This is a genomic window from Pseudomonas soli (genome assembly GCF_900110655.1).
Lineage (GTDB): Bacteria > Pseudomonadota > Gammaproteobacteria > Pseudomonadales > Pseudomonadaceae > Aquipseudomonas > Aquipseudomonas soli.
Genome location: NZ_FOEQ01000001.1, coordinates 725,391 through 740,895 on the forward strand (window position 1 = coordinate 725,391; position 15,505 = coordinate 740,895).

Annotated in this window: 20 protein-coding genes; 5 read left to right on the top strand and 15 right to left on the bottom strand. The window is 65.3% G+C overall.

All coding sequences use genetic code 11. The features are described 5' to 3' along the window. Nucleotides 1-251: 251 nt before the first annotated feature. A complete protein-coding gene (locus tag BMY03_RS03370; RefSeq protein WP_038707405.1) occupies nt 252-908 on the top strand; it encodes an alpha/beta hydrolase in 657 nt (218 codons plus the stop codon). Between the two features lie 92 nt (nt 909-1,000). Then, nucleotides 1,001-2,473: an ATP-dependent RNA helicase RhlB gene (gene rhlB, locus BMY03_RS03375; protein WP_038707404.1), complete on the top strand. Its 1,473-nt coding sequence runs from the start codon at nt 1,001-1,003 to the stop codon at nt 2,471-2,473. Nucleotides 2,474-2,522: 49 nt separating this feature from the next. On the opposite strand, the gene moaE is transcribed toward rhlB, so the two are convergent. The 8 genes from moaE to BMY03_RS03415 all read right to left on the bottom strand — a co-directional run bounded on the left by moaE (nt 2,523) and on the right by BMY03_RS03415 (nt 8,731). Beyond that, nucleotides 2,523-2,972 carry a molybdopterin synthase catalytic subunit MoaE gene (moaE, locus tag BMY03_RS03380; protein WP_023629384.1) on the bottom strand — a complete coding sequence of 150 codons (450 nt, stop codon included), beginning with the start codon at nt 2,970-2,972 and terminating at the stop codon, nt 2,523-2,525. 2 nt (nt 2,973-2,974) lie between these two features. Beyond that, nucleotides 2,975-3,220 (bottom strand): molybdopterin converting factor subunit 1, encoded by a 246-nt coding sequence (gene moaD / locus BMY03_RS03385; RefSeq protein ID WP_023629385.1) that lies wholly within the window; start codon nt 3,218-3,220, stop codon nt 2,975-2,977. Further along, a complete protein-coding gene (moaC, locus tag BMY03_RS03390; RefSeq protein ID WP_023629386.1) occupies nt 3,220-3,690 on the bottom strand; it encodes a cyclic pyranopterin monophosphate synthase MoaC in 471 nt (156 codons plus the stop codon). The genes moaD and moaC overlap by 1 nt, the downstream gene beginning before the upstream one ends. 123 nt (nt 3,691-3,813) lie before the next feature. Next, nucleotides 3,814-5,208 (bottom strand): PhoH family protein, encoded by a 1,395-nt coding sequence (locus BMY03_RS03395; protein WP_023629387.1) that lies wholly within the window; start codon nt 5,206-5,208, stop codon nt 3,814-3,816. A gap of 292 nt (nt 5,209-5,500) precedes the next feature. Next, the gene (gene phnE / locus BMY03_RS03400; RefSeq protein ID WP_094010234.1) at nt 5,501-6,268 is read right to left on the bottom strand and encodes a phosphonate ABC transporter, permease protein PhnE; all 768 of its coding nucleotides are present in this window, start codon (nt 6,266-6,268) and stop codon (nt 5,501-5,503) included. Next, nucleotides 6,265-7,092, bottom strand: coding sequence for a PhnE/PtxC family ABC transporter permease (locus BMY03_RS03405; RefSeq protein ID WP_094010235.1), 828 nt, complete (start codon nt 7,090-7,092; stop codon nt 6,265-6,267). Before BMY03_RS03405 ends, phnE begins: the two co-directional genes overlap by 4 nt. Then, entirely contained in the window at nt 7,086-7,880 is a 795-nt protein-coding gene (locus BMY03_RS03410; RefSeq protein WP_094010236.1) for a phosphonate ABC transporter ATP-binding protein, read from the bottom strand. The genes BMY03_RS03405 and BMY03_RS03410 overlap by 7 nt, the downstream gene beginning before the upstream one ends. Then, on the bottom strand, nt 7,877-8,731 hold the full coding sequence (locus BMY03_RS03415; protein ID WP_094010237.1) for a putative selenate ABC transporter substrate-binding protein: 855 nt from the start codon (nt 8,729-8,731) through the stop codon (nt 7,877-7,879). The genes BMY03_RS03410 and BMY03_RS03415 overlap by 4 nt, the downstream gene beginning before the upstream one ends. A gap of 169 nt (nt 8,732-8,900) precedes the next feature. On the opposite strand from BMY03_RS03415, the gene selD reads away from it, so the two are divergent. Both selD and mnmH read left to right on the top strand, forming a co-directional pair. After that, entirely contained in the window at nt 8,901-9,935 is a 1,035-nt protein-coding gene (selD, locus tag BMY03_RS03420; protein WP_038707400.1) for a selenide, water dikinase SelD, read from the top strand. Further along, nucleotides 9,935-11,047, top strand: coding sequence for a tRNA 2-selenouridine(34) synthase MnmH (mnmH, locus tag BMY03_RS03425; RefSeq protein ID WP_094010238.1), 1,113 nt, complete (start codon nt 9,935-9,937; stop codon nt 11,045-11,047). The genes selD and mnmH overlap by 1 nt, the downstream gene beginning before the upstream one ends. A gap of 15 nt (nt 11,048-11,062) precedes the next feature. Here mnmH and BMY03_RS03430 read toward each other — a convergent pair whose 3' ends face one another. Continuing rightward, nucleotides 11,063-11,449, bottom strand: a complete 387-nt coding sequence (locus tag BMY03_RS03430; protein WP_094010239.1) for a lysozyme inhibitor LprI family protein — start codon at nt 11,447-11,449, stop codon at nt 11,063-11,065. 34 nt (nt 11,450-11,483) lie between these two features. Continuing rightward, nucleotides 11,484-12,404 (bottom strand): LysR family transcriptional regulator, encoded by a 921-nt coding sequence (locus tag BMY03_RS03435; RefSeq protein WP_094010240.1) that lies wholly within the window; start codon nt 12,402-12,404, stop codon nt 11,484-11,486. 91 nt (nt 12,405-12,495) lie between these two features. Here BMY03_RS03435 and BMY03_RS03440 point away from each other — a divergent pair, with 91 nt between their 5' ends. Further along, a complete protein-coding gene (locus BMY03_RS03440) occupies nt 12,496-12,963 on the top strand; it encodes a DMT family transporter (RefSeq protein WP_094010241.1) in 468 nt (155 codons plus the stop codon). Between the two features lie 5 nt (nt 12,964-12,968). Here the strand turns inward: BMY03_RS03440 and BMY03_RS03445 are convergent, their stop codons facing one another. From BMY03_RS03445 to BMY03_RS03465, 5 genes are all read right to left on the bottom strand, one after another. Then, the gene (locus tag BMY03_RS03445) at nt 12,969-13,508 is read right to left on the bottom strand and encodes a hypothetical protein (RefSeq protein ID WP_094010242.1); all 540 of its coding nucleotides are present in this window, start codon (nt 13,506-13,508) and stop codon (nt 12,969-12,971) included. A gap of 84 nt (nt 13,509-13,592) precedes the next feature. Beyond that, a complete protein-coding gene (locus BMY03_RS03450; protein WP_094010243.1) occupies nt 13,593-14,132 on the bottom strand; it encodes a hypothetical protein in 540 nt (179 codons plus the stop codon). Nucleotides 14,133-14,182: 50 nt separating this feature from the next. Beyond that, nucleotides 14,183-14,746: a GNAT family N-acetyltransferase gene (locus BMY03_RS03455; RefSeq protein ID WP_052062241.1), complete on the bottom strand. Its 564-nt coding sequence runs from the start codon at nt 14,744-14,746 to the stop codon at nt 14,183-14,185. A 94-nt stretch (nt 14,747-14,840) separates the two neighbouring features. After that, complete coding sequence (locus BMY03_RS03460) at nt 14,841-15,086, bottom strand: DUF3077 domain-containing protein (RefSeq protein WP_028689794.1); 246 nt, start codon at nt 15,084-15,086, stop codon at nt 14,841-14,843. Further along, nucleotides 15,083-15,328, bottom strand: coding sequence for a hypothetical protein (locus BMY03_RS03465; protein WP_023631578.1), 246 nt, complete (start codon nt 15,326-15,328; stop codon nt 15,083-15,085). Before BMY03_RS03465 ends, BMY03_RS03460 begins: the two co-directional genes overlap by 4 nt. Between the last annotated feature and the right edge of the window lie 177 nt (nt 15,329-15,505).

Below are 15,505 nucleotides of genomic sequence, written 5' to 3' on the forward strand. Positions count from 1 at the left end.
TTTTGGGTCAATTGGCGCAATGGGCTGTTCTATGACAGCCTTCGATCCACACGAGGGGTGTTACCGGGACCGGTCCACCTCTTCGCATGACAAGGACATAGCAAAGGGCGTACCACAGTCGAAGGCTTAAGCGATTAAGCGGTAGTCAAGTGGGAAAAGTTGTAGAGTTGCGACATCTTTTTCTGGCATTAGCCTGCAATGCCTTCTTTTTAAGCACTACATCAGTACGCCAGCACTCTTTCGGAGCAGTCATGACCCAACCGCTGATTCTCGAACCGCAGAAAACCGCCGACGCCTGTGTGATCTGGTTGCACGGCCTGGGGGCCGACCGTTACGACTTCCTACCGGTAGCGGAATTCATGCAGGAACGCCTGCTGAGCACCCGCTTCATCATGCCCCAGGCACCGACGCGTCCGGTGACCATCAACGGCGGCTACCAGATGCCCAGCTGGTACGACATCAAGGCCATGACCCCGGCGCGGGCCATCGACGAGGCGCAACTGGAAGAGTCGGCCGACCAGGTGATCGCCCTGATCAAGGCCGAACAGGCCAAGGGCATCAACCTGTCGCGCATCTTCCTCGCCGGGTTTTCCCAGGGCGGTGCGGTGGTGCTGCACACTGCCTATATAAAGTGGCAGGAAGCGCTGGGCGGGGTGATCGCCCTCTCCACCTACGCGCCGACTTTCAGCGACGCGCAGCAACTGAGTGCCTGCCAGCAACGCACGCCGGCGCTGTGCCTGCATGGTGTGCACGACCCGGTGGTGATCCCCTCGATGGGCCGCACGGCGTTCGAGTACCTCAATACCTGGGGCGTGGCCGCCCAGTGGCATGAGTACCCGATGGAGCACGAAGTGGTGGTCGAGGAGCTGAAGGACATCCACGACTGGCTGAGCCGCCAGTTGCAGTGATTCTGTAGCCCAGCCCGCATTGCACTACGCCGCGCCCGATTCTTGCATTACACTGCCCGGCGTACATTCCTTAACCAGTTGACGAGACGACCGTGCTCAAGGCACTCAAGAAAATATTCGCCAAAGGTGACGCCGCACCGCCCATCGCCGCGTCCCAACCCGAGCCGGCTCCTCAGCCGGCCGCCGCCCAGGCGCCAGAGCGCCAGGCGGGCAAACCCAGGCCAAAGCCTGCGCCCAAGGCCAAGGCCGAGCCACAAGCCGCCGTCCAGGTCGCCCAACCGCCGCGCGCCGAGTCGCCCGCCAAGGACAAACCACGCCGCGAACGCAAGCCCAAGCCGCAGGCGAGCCTGTGGAAGCCGGAGGATTTCGTCGTCGAGCCGCAGGAAGGCAAGACGCGTTTCCACGACTTCAAGCTCTCCAATGAGCTGATGCATGCCATCCACGACCTCGGCTTCCCCTATTGCACGCCGATCCAGGCGCAGGTCCTGGGTTACACCCTGCGCGGCCAGGACGCCATCGGCCGGGCCCAGACCGGCACCGGCAAGACCGCCGCGTTCCTGATCTCGATCATCTCGCAACTGCAGCAGACCCCACCGCCCAAGGAACGCTACATGGGCGAGCCGCGGGCGCTGATCATCGCCCCGACTCGCGAGCTGGTGGTGCAGATCGCCAAGGATGCCCAGGCACTGACCAAGTACACCGGCCTGAACGTGATGAGCTTTGTCGGCGGCATGGACTTCGACAAGCAGCTCAAGTCGCTGGAAGCACGCCATTGCGACATCCTGGTGGCCACCCCGGGCCGCCTGCTGGACTTCAACCAGCGCGGCGAGGTGCACCTGGACATGGTCGAGGTGATGGTGCTGGACGAGGCCGACCGCATGCTCGACATGGGCTTCATCCCCCAGGTCCGCCAGATCATCCGCCAGACTCCGCCCAAGAGCGAGCGCCAGACCCTGCTGTTCTCCGCCACCTTCACCGACGATGTGATGAACCTGGCCAAGCAGTGGACCACCAACCCGGCCATTGTCGAGATCGAGCCGGAGAACGTCGCCAGCGAAACCGTCGAACAGCACGTCTACGCCGTGGCCGGCAGCGACAAGTACAAGCTGCTGTACAACCTGGTCACGCAGAACAAGTGGGAACGGGTGATGGTGTTCGCCAACCGCAAGGACGAGGTGCGGCGCATCGAGGAAAAACTGGTGCGTGACGGCATCAACGCCGCCCAGCTCTCGGGCGACGTGCCGCAGCACAAGCGTATCCGCACCCTGGAGAGCTTCCGTGAAGGGCGCATCACCGTGCTGGTGGCCACCGACGTGGCCGGCCGTGGCATCCACATCGACGGCATCAGCCATGTGATCAACTTCACCCTGCCGGAAGACCCGGACGACTACGTGCACCGCATCGGCCGCACCGGTCGCGCTGGCACCAGCGGCGTGTCGATCAGCTTTGCCGGCGAGGACGATTCGTACCAGTTGCCGGCGATCGAAGAGTTGCTGGGGCGCAAGATCAAGTGCGAGATGCCGCCGGACGAGCTGTTAAAGCCCGTGCCGCGCAAGCATCACTGACAGGCCTCTGTAGGAGCGGGCTTGCCCGCTCCCACGATCACCCTCTCATTCAGTCCCAGCGCCCTGCCGCATCCTGGTCGCTCTGCTTGCCTTCCACCCAGCGCGGCCCTTGCTGGGTATTCTCCTTCTTCCAGAACGGCGCCCGGGTCTTCAGGTAGTCCATGATGAAGTTGCAGGCATCGAACGCCGCCTGCCGATGCGCGCTGGCCACGCCGACAAAGACAATCGGCTCGCCCGGTTCCAGGGCGCCGATACGGTGCAGCACCTCGACCTTGAGCAGCGGCCAGCGCCCCTCGGCCTCGACCACGATCTTGGCCAGGGCCTTCTCGGTCATGCCTGGGTAGTGCTCGAGGAACATCCCCGCCACCTCCCGGCCATCGTTGAAGTCACGCACATAGCCGACAAACCCGACCACCGCGCCCACGCCGACATTGGCGGCGTGCATGGCGTTGACTTCGGCGCCCGGGTCGAAGGCCGCCTCCTGAACGCGCACGGCCATGGTCAACCTCCGGTGACGGGTGGGAAGAACGCGATCTCGTCACCCTCTTCCAATGGTTCATCGAGCCGGCACAGCTCTTCGTTGCGGGCACACATCAGGTTCTGCTCGGCCAGCACCGCGTAGTGCCCACCCTTGCCCGCCAAAGCCTGGCGCACATCGTCCAGCACCTTGAAGTCGCCTTCCAGGCGCTCGGCGTCGATGCCCAGCAACTCACGGTAGCGGGCGAAATACATGACCTTGACCTTCATCACCCCTCCACCTTGTAGTGCCCGCTCTTGCCACCGGTCTTCTCCAGCAGGCGCACGTGCTCGATGACCATGCCTTTGTCCACTGCCTTGCACATGTCGTAGATCGTCAGCGCGGCAACGCTGGCGGCGGTGAGCGCCTCCATTTCAACGCCGGTCTGTCCGGCCAACTTGCAGCGGGCGACGATATGCACCACGTTCTCGCCCTCGGAGGCCAGCTCGACCTTGACGCCGGTGAGCATCAGCGGATGGCACAGCGGGATCAGGTCGCTGGTCTTCTTCGCCGCCTGGATGCCGGCGATGCGCGCCACCGCGAACACGTCGCCCTTGGGGTGTTGGCCATCGACGATCATGCGCAAGGTGTCCGGCAACATGCGCACACGTGCCTCGGCAATCGCCTCGCGGGCGGTCACGGCCTTTTCAGTGACGTCGACCATGTTGGCGCGCCCCTGGGAATCAAGATGAGTCAGCACTGCTCTGCTCCTGGGAAGGGATAACAGAGTGTAAACCTGCCGGTCAGCTTTGAGCAGAGGGCAGAACAGCGCATCGCGGGGCCATCCCGCTCCCACGGTGGGAACGGGATGGCCGGCGACAGGTTACAGGTGCGACTCGGCGTACTCGGCCAGTACCGAGCGTGGCACGCCCTGCAGGGTGATATGAACGCCGTGGGGGAAGTCCTTGAAGCGCTCGGTGAGGTAGGTCAGGCCGGAACTGGTGGCCGACAGGTAGGGGGTGTCGATCTGCGCCAGGTTGCCCAGGCAGACCACCTTCGAGCCGGTCCCGGCACGGGTGATGATGGTCTTGATCTGGTGCGGCGTGAGGTTCTGGCACTCGTCGATGAGGATCAGGCTCTGCTGGAAGCTGCGCCCACGGATGTAGTTCAGCGATTTGAACTGCAGCGGCACCCGCTCGAGGATGTACTCGACACTGCCGTGGGTGCTCTCGTCATCCATGTGCAAGGCTTCGAGGTTGTCGGTGATGGCACCCAGCCAAGGCTCCATCTTCTCCGCCTCGGTGCCCGGCAGGAAGCCGATCTCCTGGTCCAGCCCCTGCACGCTGCGGGTGGCGATGATGCGCCGGTAGCGCTTGCTGACCATGGTCTGTTCGATGGCCGCGGCCAGCGCCAGGATGGTCTTGCCCGAGCCCGCCGCGCCGGTCAGGTTGACCAGGTGGATATCCGGGTCGAGCAAGGCGAACAGCGCCAGGCTCTGGTGGATGTCCCGTGGCTTGAGGCCCCAGGCTTCCTGGTGCAGCAGCGGTTCCTGGTGCAGGTCGAGCAGCAGCAGCTCGTCGTTGCGGATGCCCTTGATCCAGCCGACGAAGCCCTGTTCGTCAATGATGAACTCGTTGACGTGCACGGCGGGCAAGTTGTCCGTCAATTGCACCCGATGCCAGGTACGGCCACGCTCCTGACGCGTGTCGACCTTGCTCACGCGGTCCCAGAACGACCCTGTGACCGAGTGGTAGCCCTTGGACAGCAAGGACACATCGTCGACCAACTGGTCGGTGCTGTAGTCCTCGGCGGCGATCCCGCACGCACGCGCCTTCAGGCGCATGTTGATGTCCTTGGTCACCAGCACCACGTCGAGGTCCTTGCGCTTGGCGCGCAGGTCCAGCAGCTGGTTGATGATGATGTTGTCGGCGAGGTTCTCGGGGAGCAGGCGGTTGGGCTCGTTGCGCGTGCTCATGAGGATGGACAGGAAGCCCTTGGGCCCGCTCTTGCCGCGCTGGATCGGTACGCCCTGCTCGACATCGCTGGGCGAGGCGTCGCCGAGGGTCTGGTCGATCAGGCGGATGGCCTGGCGGCATTCTGCGGCGATGGTCTGTTTACCGGTCTTGAGCTTGTCGAGTTCCTCCAGCACCGTCATCGGTATGGCGACGTGGTGCTCCTCGAAGTTGAGCAGGGCGTTGGGGTCGTGAATCAGGACGTTGGTATCGAGCACATACAGGATTGGCTGGTTGGAGGAAGGGTTGCGTCCTTGGTCATCCATACTCGTTCACCTTATGTGAAAGCCACACGGCGCGAACGGCTGCGCCGCAAAGTGACTGCCGTTCTCCCCGTATCCGCGTCGTTACGGGCGGGAAGCTCACCTGGCAAGGAGGGCGTGGATGACGCCACCTGTGCTGCAGGGTTCGGCTGTCTGGTTCCTTGATACCGCAAAAACCATGACCGAAAAAAGTCTTTTTACGCTCTGGTGAAGTTTATTTTTCGGATTGACGAACAGGGCTTGGCGCGGGCCCGGAGCAGGACTACAGTCAAGGATCAGGTGCCGCGAAATGCCCTCAGGCGCGTACGAAACGCTGGCGCAACACATCGCTCAGGGCATCCACCAGCAACACCAGCACCAGCATGGCGATGATCACCGTGCTGGCCTGGGCCTCCTGGAACAGGCTCAGGGTCGCGTAGAGCATCTGCCCCAGCCCACCCGCCCCCACGAAGCCCAGCACGCTGGCCATGCGGATGTTGTTCTCCCAGCGATACAGGCTGTACGCCAGCAGTTGTGGCCACAGGTTGGGCAAGGTGCCGAAGCAGAAGGCCGCCACCTGGCTGCCGCCCTGCAGGCGGATCGCCGCCGCAGGCTCGGGCGGTGCATTCTCCAGTGCCTCTGCAAACAACCGTCCCAACACCCCGGCGGTATGCAGCGCCAACGCCAGGGTGCCGGCATTCGGTCCCAGGCCCGCAGCCAACACGGTCAGCGCCGCCCAGACCAGCTCCGGAATCGCCCGCAGCGCATTGAGCAGCAGGCGCGCCGCGCCCTGCAACGGCAAGCCGAAACGCCCGGCGGCCGGCAGCGCCAGCAACAGGCCGAGCAGCATCGCCAGGATTGTCCCTATTCCTGACATCGCCAGCGTTTCCAAGGCCCCCTGCCCCACCGCTCGCAGGTGCGCCACAGACAGGTCCGGGTGCAGGAAACGCGCCGCGTATTCGCCCATCTGCGCCGGCCCGCCACTGCCGACGACCGCTGCCAGGTCCAGCTCCAGATAAGCGAACGATGCCAGCACCGCCGCCAGGATCGCGGCGATCACCAGCCCATTGATCACCCGGTTCATGCCAGCCTCCCGCGCAGGAAACGGCTGAGCAAGTCGGCCAGCACGACCAGCAGCAGGAAAGTCAGCAGCATGCTCGCCACCTCGGCACCGGCGAACATGCGCATCGACAGATCGATCTGCTGGCCCAGCCCACCGGCACCGACGAAGCCCATCACCACCGAAGCGCGCACCGCGCACTCCCAGCGGTACACGGTGTAGGACACCACTTCGCTCGCGGCCTCGGGCAGAGTGCCGTAGAGAAACGCCGACAGGCGGCTACTGCCGGCCTGCAGCAAGGCATGGGCCGGGCGCTGGTCCACCGACTCGAAGATCTCCGCGTAGACCTTGCCGAGCATGCCGCTGTAGGTGATGGCGATGGCCAGCACGCCGGCAGTCGGGCCCAGGCCCACGGCGCGGACGAACAGCAGCGCCCAGACGATCTCGGGCACGCTGCGCAGGAAAATCAGCAGGCCGCGCACCGGCAGGCGCGAAGCCCGGGACCATGGCCCCAGGCGCCCGGCGCTGGAGGCTGCCCGCAACGACAACGCCCGGCTGGCCAACAGGCTGGCCGGTACCGCCAGCAGCAGTGCCAGGCTCATGCCCGCGGTGGCCACGGCCAGGGTCTGCACCGTGGCGGTGAGCAGCAAATCGAGAAACCCGGCGTCGTAGGCCGGGGGCCAGAACGCGCTGACGAAGCCGGCCATCTGTTGGCGGTTCTCGGCCTGTAACAGCACGCCGGGGTCCAGCTCGCTCAGGCGCAGGCCCGGCCACAGCAACGCCAGGCACAACAGGGTCAACAGCACACGTGGGATGGCAGCAGGATCTCGCTGGTCAGTGCTCAGCATCGCGGGATCTGCACCTGCGGGCTGGCCGTCGAGGCAACAGGCGGGGCCAGTTGCTCGTTGGCGTACAAGGCATCGAGCATCGCTTCGCTGACCGCCGCTGCCGGGCAGTCGAACGCCACCTGCCCGGCGCGAATGCCGACGATGCGCGGAAAGTGCGCGAGGGCGAGCTCCACCGCGTGCAGGCTGGCGACCAGCGTCACGCCATGGGCCTGGGCATGACGATTGAGCAACGCCAGGCTGTGATCGGCGAGCACCGGGTCCATGGCCGAAACAGGCTCGTCGGTCAGCAGCACTTCAGGTCGCTGGTACAAGGCGCGGGCGATGCCGACCCGTTGCAATTGTCCCCCCGACAACTGCCCGCACTGGGCAAACAGCTTGTCAGCCATGCCCAGCTCGGCCAGTGCCGCGCGGGCACCGGGAATATCTCCGGGGTGAATCAGGTTGAGCAGCCCGCGCAAGGTGCCCCACTGTCCCAGGCGCCCCGCCAGCACGGCGGTTACCACCCGCTGGCGCGGCGGCAGGGGCGGTGCCTGGTGCACCAGGCCGACCCGTGCACGCAAGCGCTGGCGGGCGCGGGCAGACAGAACCCAGGGCTGCTCGCCCAACAACTCCAGGCGCCCGCCACTGGGCGGCACGGCAGTGGCCATCAGGTGCAGCAGGCTGGACTTGCCGGCTCCGGACGGACCGATGATCGCCACCCGCTCGCCCTGGCCGATCTGCAGGTCCAGCGCGCTCAAGGCCTGGACCTGGCCATGGCGCACGCTGGCGCCCTGAACACGGATACTCACTTGAGCAGGCCGGCCTCGCGCGCGGCTTGTTCGGTGCCCTGGTAATTCTCGGGCCTGGTTTCGATGAAGCGGCTGGCGGCCTGCAGGTCGAGGATCGCCTTGTCCGCAGGCTTGGCCGGATCCAGGGCGAGGAAGGCCTGCTTGATCTTCTCTTTCAGCGCCGGGTCCATGTTGCCGCGCACGGTCCAGTTGTAGTCGAAGTACTCCGGCGTGGTGTCGAACACCCGCACTTTGCTGGTGTCGACCTTGCCGGCGGCGACCAGCTTGTCCCAGACACTGGCGTTGAGCACGCCGGCATCGGCCTTGCCGGCCTGGACCCAGGCGGCGGTGGCATCGTGGGCGCCGGAATAGGCGACGCGGCTGAAGTATTCCTCAGGCTTGATGTTGTCGTTCTTGAGCATGAAGTAACGCGGCATCAGGCTGCCCGAGGTGGACGAAATCGAACCGAAGGCGAAGGTCTTGCCCTTGAGGTCCTTGAGACTCTTCACGTCCGGGTTGGCGGTGATGAACTTGCTGGTGAACTTGGCATCCTGCTCACGCTGCACCAGCGGCGTGGCCTTGGGGTCCTTCAGGTGCACCTGGACGAAGGTGAAGCCCCCCAGCCAGGCCAGGTCCAGGCGATCGCTGGCCAGCGACTCGACCACCGCCGGGTAGTCGGCCACCGGTACGAACTGCACCTTTATGCCCAGTTGCTGCTCGAGGTATTCGCCCAGTGGCTTGAACTTGCGCAGCAGTTCGGTCGGCGCCTCGTCGGGGATGGCGCTGACGCGCAGCACATCGGCGGCCTGGGCGACCACGGCGCAGCAGGACAGCGCGAGACCGGCAAACAGTGCCAGGGGGCGTTTGAGCATGGGGATTCTCCGGTTCGATAGCGGGACATGGTTCGATGTCGCATCGCGGGGTTTTCCCGGCGTGGGAGCGGGCTTGCCCCGCGATGCTGGCAAACGAGGGAAGTATAAGAGCCGCAGGCACAAAGGCCAGCTTTGCTACAATCGCGCATCACGAAAAGTCGAGGTGCACATGAGCGAGCCGATTCGTCTGACACAGTACAGCCACGGCGCTGGTTGTGGCTGCAAGATTTCTCCCAAGGTGCTGGATGTAATCCTCGCCGAGAGCGGCACCCAGGCGCTGGACCCGAACCTCTGGGTCGGCAACGCCTCGCGCGACGACGCTGCCGTCTACGCCCTGGACGACGAACGTGGCGTGGTCTCGACCACCGACTTCTTCATGCCCATCGTCGACGACCCGTACGACTTCGGCCGCATCGCCGCCACCAACGCCATCAGCGACATCTACGCCATGGGCGGCGACCCGCTGATGGCCATCGCCATCCTCGGCTGGCCGATCAACGTATTGCCGCCGGAGGTCGCCCGCGAAGTGATCCGCGGTGGCCGCGCGGTCTGCGCAGAGGCCGGCATCCCATTGGCCGGTGGCCACTCCATCGACGCCCCGGAACCGATCTTCGGCCTGGCCGTCACCGGCGTGGTAAGCAAGCGCCACCTCAAGCGCAACGATACCGCCAGCGTCGGCTGCCGCCTGTACCTGACCAAGCCGCTGGGCATCGGCATCCTCACCACCGCCGAGAAGAAGGCCAAGCTGCGCGAACAGGACCAGGGTCTGGCCCGCGACTGGATGTGCACCCTCAACACCCCCGGCAGCCGCTTCGGCAAGCTCGACGGCGTGCAGGCGATGACCGACGTCACCGGCTTCGGCCTGCTCGGCCACCTGGTCGAAGTCGCCGAGGGCAGCGGCCTTACCGCCCGCCTGCAGTTCGCTGCCGTACCGCGCCTGCCCAGCGTCGAGCATTACCTGGCCGAGGGCTGCATCCCCGGCGGCACCTTGCGCAACTTCGACAGCTACGGCCACAAGATCGGCGCACTGAGCGACGAGCAGAAGCACCTGCTGTGCGACCCGCAGACCAGCGGTGGCCTGCTGGTGGCGGTCAGCCCGCAGGGCGAGGCCGAATTCCTTGCCGTGGCCCGGGAACTCGGGCTCGAACTGGCGCCGATCGGCGAGTTGGTCGAACGACAGAGCCACGCAGTCGAGGTGATCTGATGCGCCCCGACTGCACCGAGCTGAAACAGCTGTTCCTCAACAACGTGCCGCTGATGGACATGCGCGCGCCGATCGAATTCACCAAGGGCGCCTTCCCCGGTGCGGTCAACCTCCCCCTGATGACCGACCAGGAGCGGCAGAAAGTCGGCACCTGCTACAAGCAGCAGGGCCAGGCCGCCGCCATCGCCCTGGGCCACCAGCTGGTCAACGGTGCGGTGAAGCAGCAACGCCTCGACGCCTGGACGGCCTTCACCCAGGCTCATCCCGACGGCTACCTGTACTGCTTCCGCGGCGGGTTGCGCTCACAGATCGTCCAAGGCTGGCTCAAAGAAGCCGGCATCCAGTACCCCAAGGTGGTGGGAGGCTACAAGGCCATGCGCACCCTGCTGCTGGAGACTACCCAACAAGCGGTGCAGCACTGCGACTTCGTGCTGGTGGGCGGCCTGACCGGCACCGGCAAGACCGACGTGCTGCTCCAGCTGGACAACGTGCTGGACCTGGAAGGCCATGCCAACCACCGCGGCTCCAGCTTCGGCAAGCGCGCCACCGCACAGCCGGCGCAGATCGATTTCGAGAATGCGCTGGCCATCGACATTCTGAAAAAACGTGACCAGGGCATCGGCCAGTTCGTGCTCGAGGACGAAGGTCGCGTGGTCGGCAGCTGCGCGGTGCCGCTGGAGTTGTACCAGGGCATGCAGCGCTATCCGCTGGTGTGGCTTGAAGACAGCTTCGAGCATCGCGTGGAACGCATCCTGCGCGACTACGTAATCAACCTGTGCGCCGAGTTCATCGCCGTGCACGGTGCAGAGGCCGGCGGCCCGCTGTTCGCCGAACGCATGCGCCAGAGCCTGATCAACATCCACAAACGCCTGGGCGGCGAGCGCTTCCAGCGGCTGTCGACGTTGCTCGACCAGGCGCTGGAGGAGCAGTTGCGCAGCGGCGACGTGAGCCTGCACCGAGGGTGGATAGAAGGGCTGCTCAAGGAATACTACGACCCGATGTACGCCTACCAGCGTGCGGCCAAGGCGCAACGGATCGAGTTCGCCGGAGACGGGGTGGAAGTGCGTGAGTACCTGAAGGCCCGGGCACTGCGTGAACAACGCGGCGCCTGATTCGCGGATGCCGTATCACTGCCCCGGGCTGAGCACCCGCTCCAGCTCCGCCGCCCGATCCTTGCTCATGTCCATCTCGCACATCGCGCCTTCGATGCGGTAGATGCTGCCGTTGCTCAACTTGCCGTGGAACGCGCAGTTGCCGTCGCGGTACTTCATCCAGGTGCGCTGGACTTCGCGCAGGTCCTTCTGCTGCTGGCTGTCGAGCTTGGCCATGAGCTGCTTGTAGACCCGGTTCAGCCGGTCATCCTGCAACTGGGTCTCGGCCTGGATGCAGGCGCCCATGGCCAGGGTGCTGGAGGCTTTGTCCATGCACTGGGTATAGGTGGGCGAATAGTCCTCGGCCTGGGCGCCGGCAACGATCAGCAGGGCGGCGGCGCCGACCAGGCAATGCTTGAACATGGGCTTTCCTTTTCGCAGATGAATGCGGCACAGCCTAGCATCCTGCTCCGCCTTCGTTCACGCACAACGCCTGGATTTGCGCCCGCAGCCAGCGGTGCCCGGCATCGCCGTCGCGCCGCGAGTGCCAGGCCTGGGCGAAGGCGAACGGCGAGATCGCCAGGGGCGGCGCGAACTGGCGCAGGGCCGGATCCAGGCGAGCACCAACGAGGCTGCGCCGGGCCACGGTGAGCACCAGGTCGGTTCCGGCAATGACACTTTGGGCCACGCCCCAATGCGGCAGGGTCAAGGCGATGCGCCGACGTGCGCCCAAGGTGGCCAGGGCCTGGTCGATTTCGTTGTCGATGCCGGGGCGCACCGCCACCAGCACATGGGGCCGCGCCAGCCACGGGTCCAGCGCCAGGCCACCGCGAGGCGGCAGGCTGGCGCGATCGGCCAGGCAGACGAAGGACTCCTCGAACAGCACCTGCTGAGCCATTTCCGTCGGCAGCTCCGGAAACACTCCCAGCGCCAGGTCCGCCTCGCCGTCGATCAACTGGCCGAGCATCGCCTCGCGGCTACCCTGGGACACCACCAGGTCGATGCCCGGTGCTTCGCGCCGCAACAGGCGCATCAGCGAAGGCAACACCACGCGGGCGCCGTAGTCGGACATGGCCAGGCGAAAAGTACGCCGAGCCCGCGCCGGCTCGAAGCCCGGCGTGCCGAGCAATCCGTCGAGTTGCTGCAAAGCCTCCTGCAGCGGCGCGTGCAGGGCTTCGGCGCGGGCCGTGAGTTGCAGGCGGCCACCGCGTCGTACCAGCAGCGGATCGGCGAAGATCTCGCGCAACTGCGCCAACGCATGGCTGACCGCCGGCTGGCTGCGGTGCAGGCGCAATGCCGCACGCGAGACATGCTGCTCGCTGAGCAGGGCGTGCAGAGTCAGCAATAGATTGAGGTCGATACGGCGCAAATCATCCATGGTACGAATACAGCCTGTGCGAAGTTCGAATTTCCATCATTGAAGTGCATAGCGAAGACTGAGGCCAGTGTTTTGACCAGGAGTAGACACCATGCCCGCCAGCCTCTTCGCCGCCCTTCCCTTGCTCATCGCCCTGCTCGCCGGGGCTGCCGTGCCGTTTCAGGCGGGCAGCAACGCCGCGCTCGGGCGCCTGCTCGGTCATCCGCTGTGGGCGGCCGGGGTGTCGTTGCTGGTCAGCCTGCTGATGCTGGTGCCGGCCCTGCTGCTGATGCGCGCGCCGCTGCCACAGGTGCAGCAACTGGCCCATGCGCCCTGGTGGGCTTGGTTCGGTGGGATTGCCGGGGTGCTCTACATCACCGCCGCGCTGGTGCTGACGCCACGGCTAGGCGCGGCGGGGTTCATCGTCTGCGTGGTGGCCGGGCAGGTGCTGTCGTCGCTGCTGATCGACCAGTTCGGCCTCATGGGCCTGCCGGAGCGACCGGTGAACCTGCTGCGGCTGGCGGGAGTGGGAATGATCGTGCTCGGGATGATCGCGGTGCAGTGGGGCACGGCGCGTTAAGGCCATCACAAGGTGCGCGGCTGCTCCGGCGGCACGATCACCTTGTGCGGCTCGAAGCGCAGCGATGGCATTTGCGTACCGGCATACAGCGCCACGCTCAGGGCCGCGATCAGCGCCACATCGAGCCAGCCCCAACCCGGTACATCCGCTGCTGAACGCGCCTTCCAGCACCACCATAGCTGTCCCATGCAAAACACCAGGATCGCCAGCAACCACAGGTAGAAGCCCGCGCCAAAGCCGGTCACATCCTGGAAGGCGTAGCTCTGGTTGTCCGGCAATCGGGTGATCGCGAAGCTGCTGGCCGCCAGATACAGCGCCAGCAGGCCGCACCCCAGCGCCAGGCGGCGGAACCGGCGGTGGGCTAGGACCGCCAGCGCCAATAGTGGGTTGGCGAACCACTGGTACAGGCCGAAGGCGATACCCCATGGGCCGTAGAGCAGCATCTGCAATGCCGGTACATGTCGCCCTGCGCCTGTCAGGGCACCATCGAAGGCCAGGCTCAGCAGGTACAGGGCGAGGCTTGTGGTCAGGTAGAAAGCGGGCAAGTCAGGCACCTGGTAAAAGCGAACGAGCTGCGACCTTAACCCAGCCCCTGCCGTCTTTCCAAACCCAAGGCGCGTCTGGAGAGTTCAGCCTGCCTGTACCTGCTCCATTGGCTCGTCGGAACTGCGAATCTGCACGCCCAGGCTGGGCCTCTGAGTCGCCAGGTAGATCGTGCTCGTCAGCACCGCGATCAGCAGCACATCGAACCAGCGCCAGCGCGGCATATCCTGCGCCGTCTGCGCCTTGCGGCACCACCACCCCTGCCCCAGGCAGAACAGCAGGATTGCCAGTGTCCACAGGTAGTAGCCGGGTCCGAAACCGGTAAGCGGCAGGAATTCATAGCTGCGGTTGTCCGGCAGCCGCTCGATGCCCAGGCAACTGAGCGCCAGGCCCAGGGCGATCAGGCCAGCGCCAAGCGCCACCCGGCGAAAACGCCGGCGGGCGAGGATCGCCAGCCCCAGCAATGGATTGGCAAACCACTGGTACAACCCGAAGGCAATGCCCCATGGGCCCATGAGCAGTATCTGCAGCGCCGGCATATGCCCGTCGACGCCCATCAGCAGGCCATCGAAACACAGGCAAAGAAGGAACAGCACAAGGGTGAACATCACATAAAAAGCAGGCACGCGCAGGCTCCATCCAGCAGCGAAAGGCGCGACCATAGCTCAAGCGGGCGTCAGGCGACAGGCGGTTCTAGCAGCAGACCGTAAAGCCCCGAGTCAGACAACTCGCCGGCCACGCACCAGCGGGCGCGCAGGGTGCCCTCCAGGACGAAGCCCTGGCGCTCAAGGGTACGTGCCGAGCCCTGGTTGCGCGGGTCGATTTCCGCCTCCAGGCGGCGCAGGTGCAGGGTGTGGGCCAGGTAGTCGATGAAGCAGGTCAGCGCTTCGTCCATGTAGCCCCGGCCCTGGGCGGACTTGGCCAGGCAGTAGCCGATTTCGCCCCGGCGCGAGGCCTCTTCGAGGTTGAACAGCTGGACCATGCCGATCAGCTCGCCGTTGTCACGGCGGTACATGCCCAGCTTGAGCAACTGGCCGGCGGCATACGCCTCGCGGTCGGCAGCCAGGGCGCTCTCGGCCTCGGCCAGGGTCTGCCAGGGGGCGTGGTACCAGTAACGCATGACCTCGGGGTCGGCCATGATGGTCAGCCACTGCTGCGCGTCGCCATGACGCATGGGACGCAACTGCAGGCGTGGGCTGTCGAGGCACAGGTCGCTGGGGAAACTGCGGGGGTCGGGCACGCCGGGACTCCTGTCCGGTGGTGAGGAGATGACAGTCTAACGACAGTGGCTCGGTCTGGCATCCCTGGGGCCGCTTTGCGGCCCCCTTTCACCGCTACCGGTTCAACCCCAGCTCCATGTCATCGATCAGCCCCTTGGCCAGCCCGCTGAGAATCCGCGCCGCACTGGCTGCCATGAGGTCACCCTCCATCTCGGCCTCGGTGGTGAAATGCGCCACGCAGCCGAGCAGCACCGACAGGTCGCTGAAAGCGTGGTCGAACGGGATGCCGGGCTGGATACAGAAGATCTCGAGGCAGGTGGTCTTGCCCTGGGTCGGGCCGGGCTTGAAGTCGTCGCTCATACCGGCGCCCCCTTGGCCCGGGCGTGGCGGACCAGCGAGATGACCAGTTGGCCGAGGATCTCGACGCTGTCCATCATCACGTCGAGGCGCGCATCGCGCTGGCAGACGGTGTAGGCGTGGACGGTGTCGCTGAGGATGTGCATCAGCTTGTTGGCATGGGCCATGGCTTCCTCGGGGTCGAGGTCGCTGATGATGGTGACGAAGGGGATTGGATAGGGTGGGTCGGGTACAAGTTTTTTCATGGTTACTCCTCGAAATTGAACTTCAGGAACAACCACCTCGATCCTTCTCACAGATTAGGGTGGCAGTCGTACGCATGGTGAGAAGCCCGTGTGTAACCATGAATCCACGGTCAGGCCAAAGCCTGCACGCGCACGACCGCCATTGACGAAATCGACATGGTTCACACAACGGGCTTC

Excerpts from the sequence above, each read along its gene's own strand:
- BMY03_RS03460 (WP_028689794.1), bottom strand. The coding sequence starts at position 15,086 with ATGAGCGACGACTTCAAGCCCGGCCCGACCCAGGGCAAGACCACCTGC.
- moaD (WP_023629385.1), bottom strand. The coding sequence starts at position 3,220 with ATGAAGGTCAAGGTCATGTATTTCGCCCGCTACCGTGAGTTGCTGGGC.
- BMY03_RS03395 (WP_023629387.1), bottom strand. The coding sequence starts at position 5,208 with ATGGATGACCAAGGACGCAACCCTTCCTCCAACCAGCCAATCCTGTAT.
- BMY03_RS03370 (WP_038707405.1), top strand. The coding sequence starts at position 252 with ATGACCCAACCGCTGATTCTCGAACCGCAGAAAACCGCCGACGCCTGT.
- mnmH (WP_094010238.1), top strand. The coding sequence starts at position 9,935 with ATGCGCCCCGACTGCACCGAGCTGAAACAGCTGTTCCTCAACAACGTG.
- phnE (WP_094010234.1), bottom strand. The coding sequence starts at position 6,268 with ATGAACCGGGTGATCAATGGGCTGGTGATCGCCGCGATCCTGGCGGCG.
- BMY03_RS03465 (WP_023631578.1), bottom strand. The coding sequence starts at position 15,328 with ATGAAAAAACTTGTACCCGACCCACCCTATCCAATCCCCTTCGTCACC.
- BMY03_RS03415 (WP_094010237.1), bottom strand. The coding sequence starts at position 8,731 with ATGCTCAAACGCCCCCTGGCACTGTTTGCCGGTCTCGCGCTGTCCTGC.
- moaE (WP_023629384.1), bottom strand. The coding sequence starts at position 2,972 with ATGGCCGTGCGCGTTCAGGAGGCGGCCTTCGACCCGGGCGCCGAAGTC.
- BMY03_RS03435 (WP_094010240.1), bottom strand. The coding sequence starts at position 12,404 with ATGGATGATTTGCGCCGTATCGACCTCAATCTATTGCTGACTCTGCAC.
- BMY03_RS03405 (WP_094010235.1), bottom strand. The coding sequence starts at position 7,092 with ATGCTGAGCACTGACCAGCGAGATCCTGCTGCCATCCCACGTGTGCTG.
- BMY03_RS03440 (WP_094010241.1), top strand. The coding sequence starts at position 12,496 with ATGCCCGCCAGCCTCTTCGCCGCCCTTCCCTTGCTCATCGCCCTGCTC.
- selD (WP_038707400.1), top strand. The coding sequence starts at position 8,901 with ATGAGCGAGCCGATTCGTCTGACACAGTACAGCCACGGCGCTGGTTGT.
- BMY03_RS03430 (WP_094010239.1), bottom strand. The coding sequence starts at position 11,449 with ATGTTCAAGCATTGCCTGGTCGGCGCCGCCGCCCTGCTGATCGTTGCC.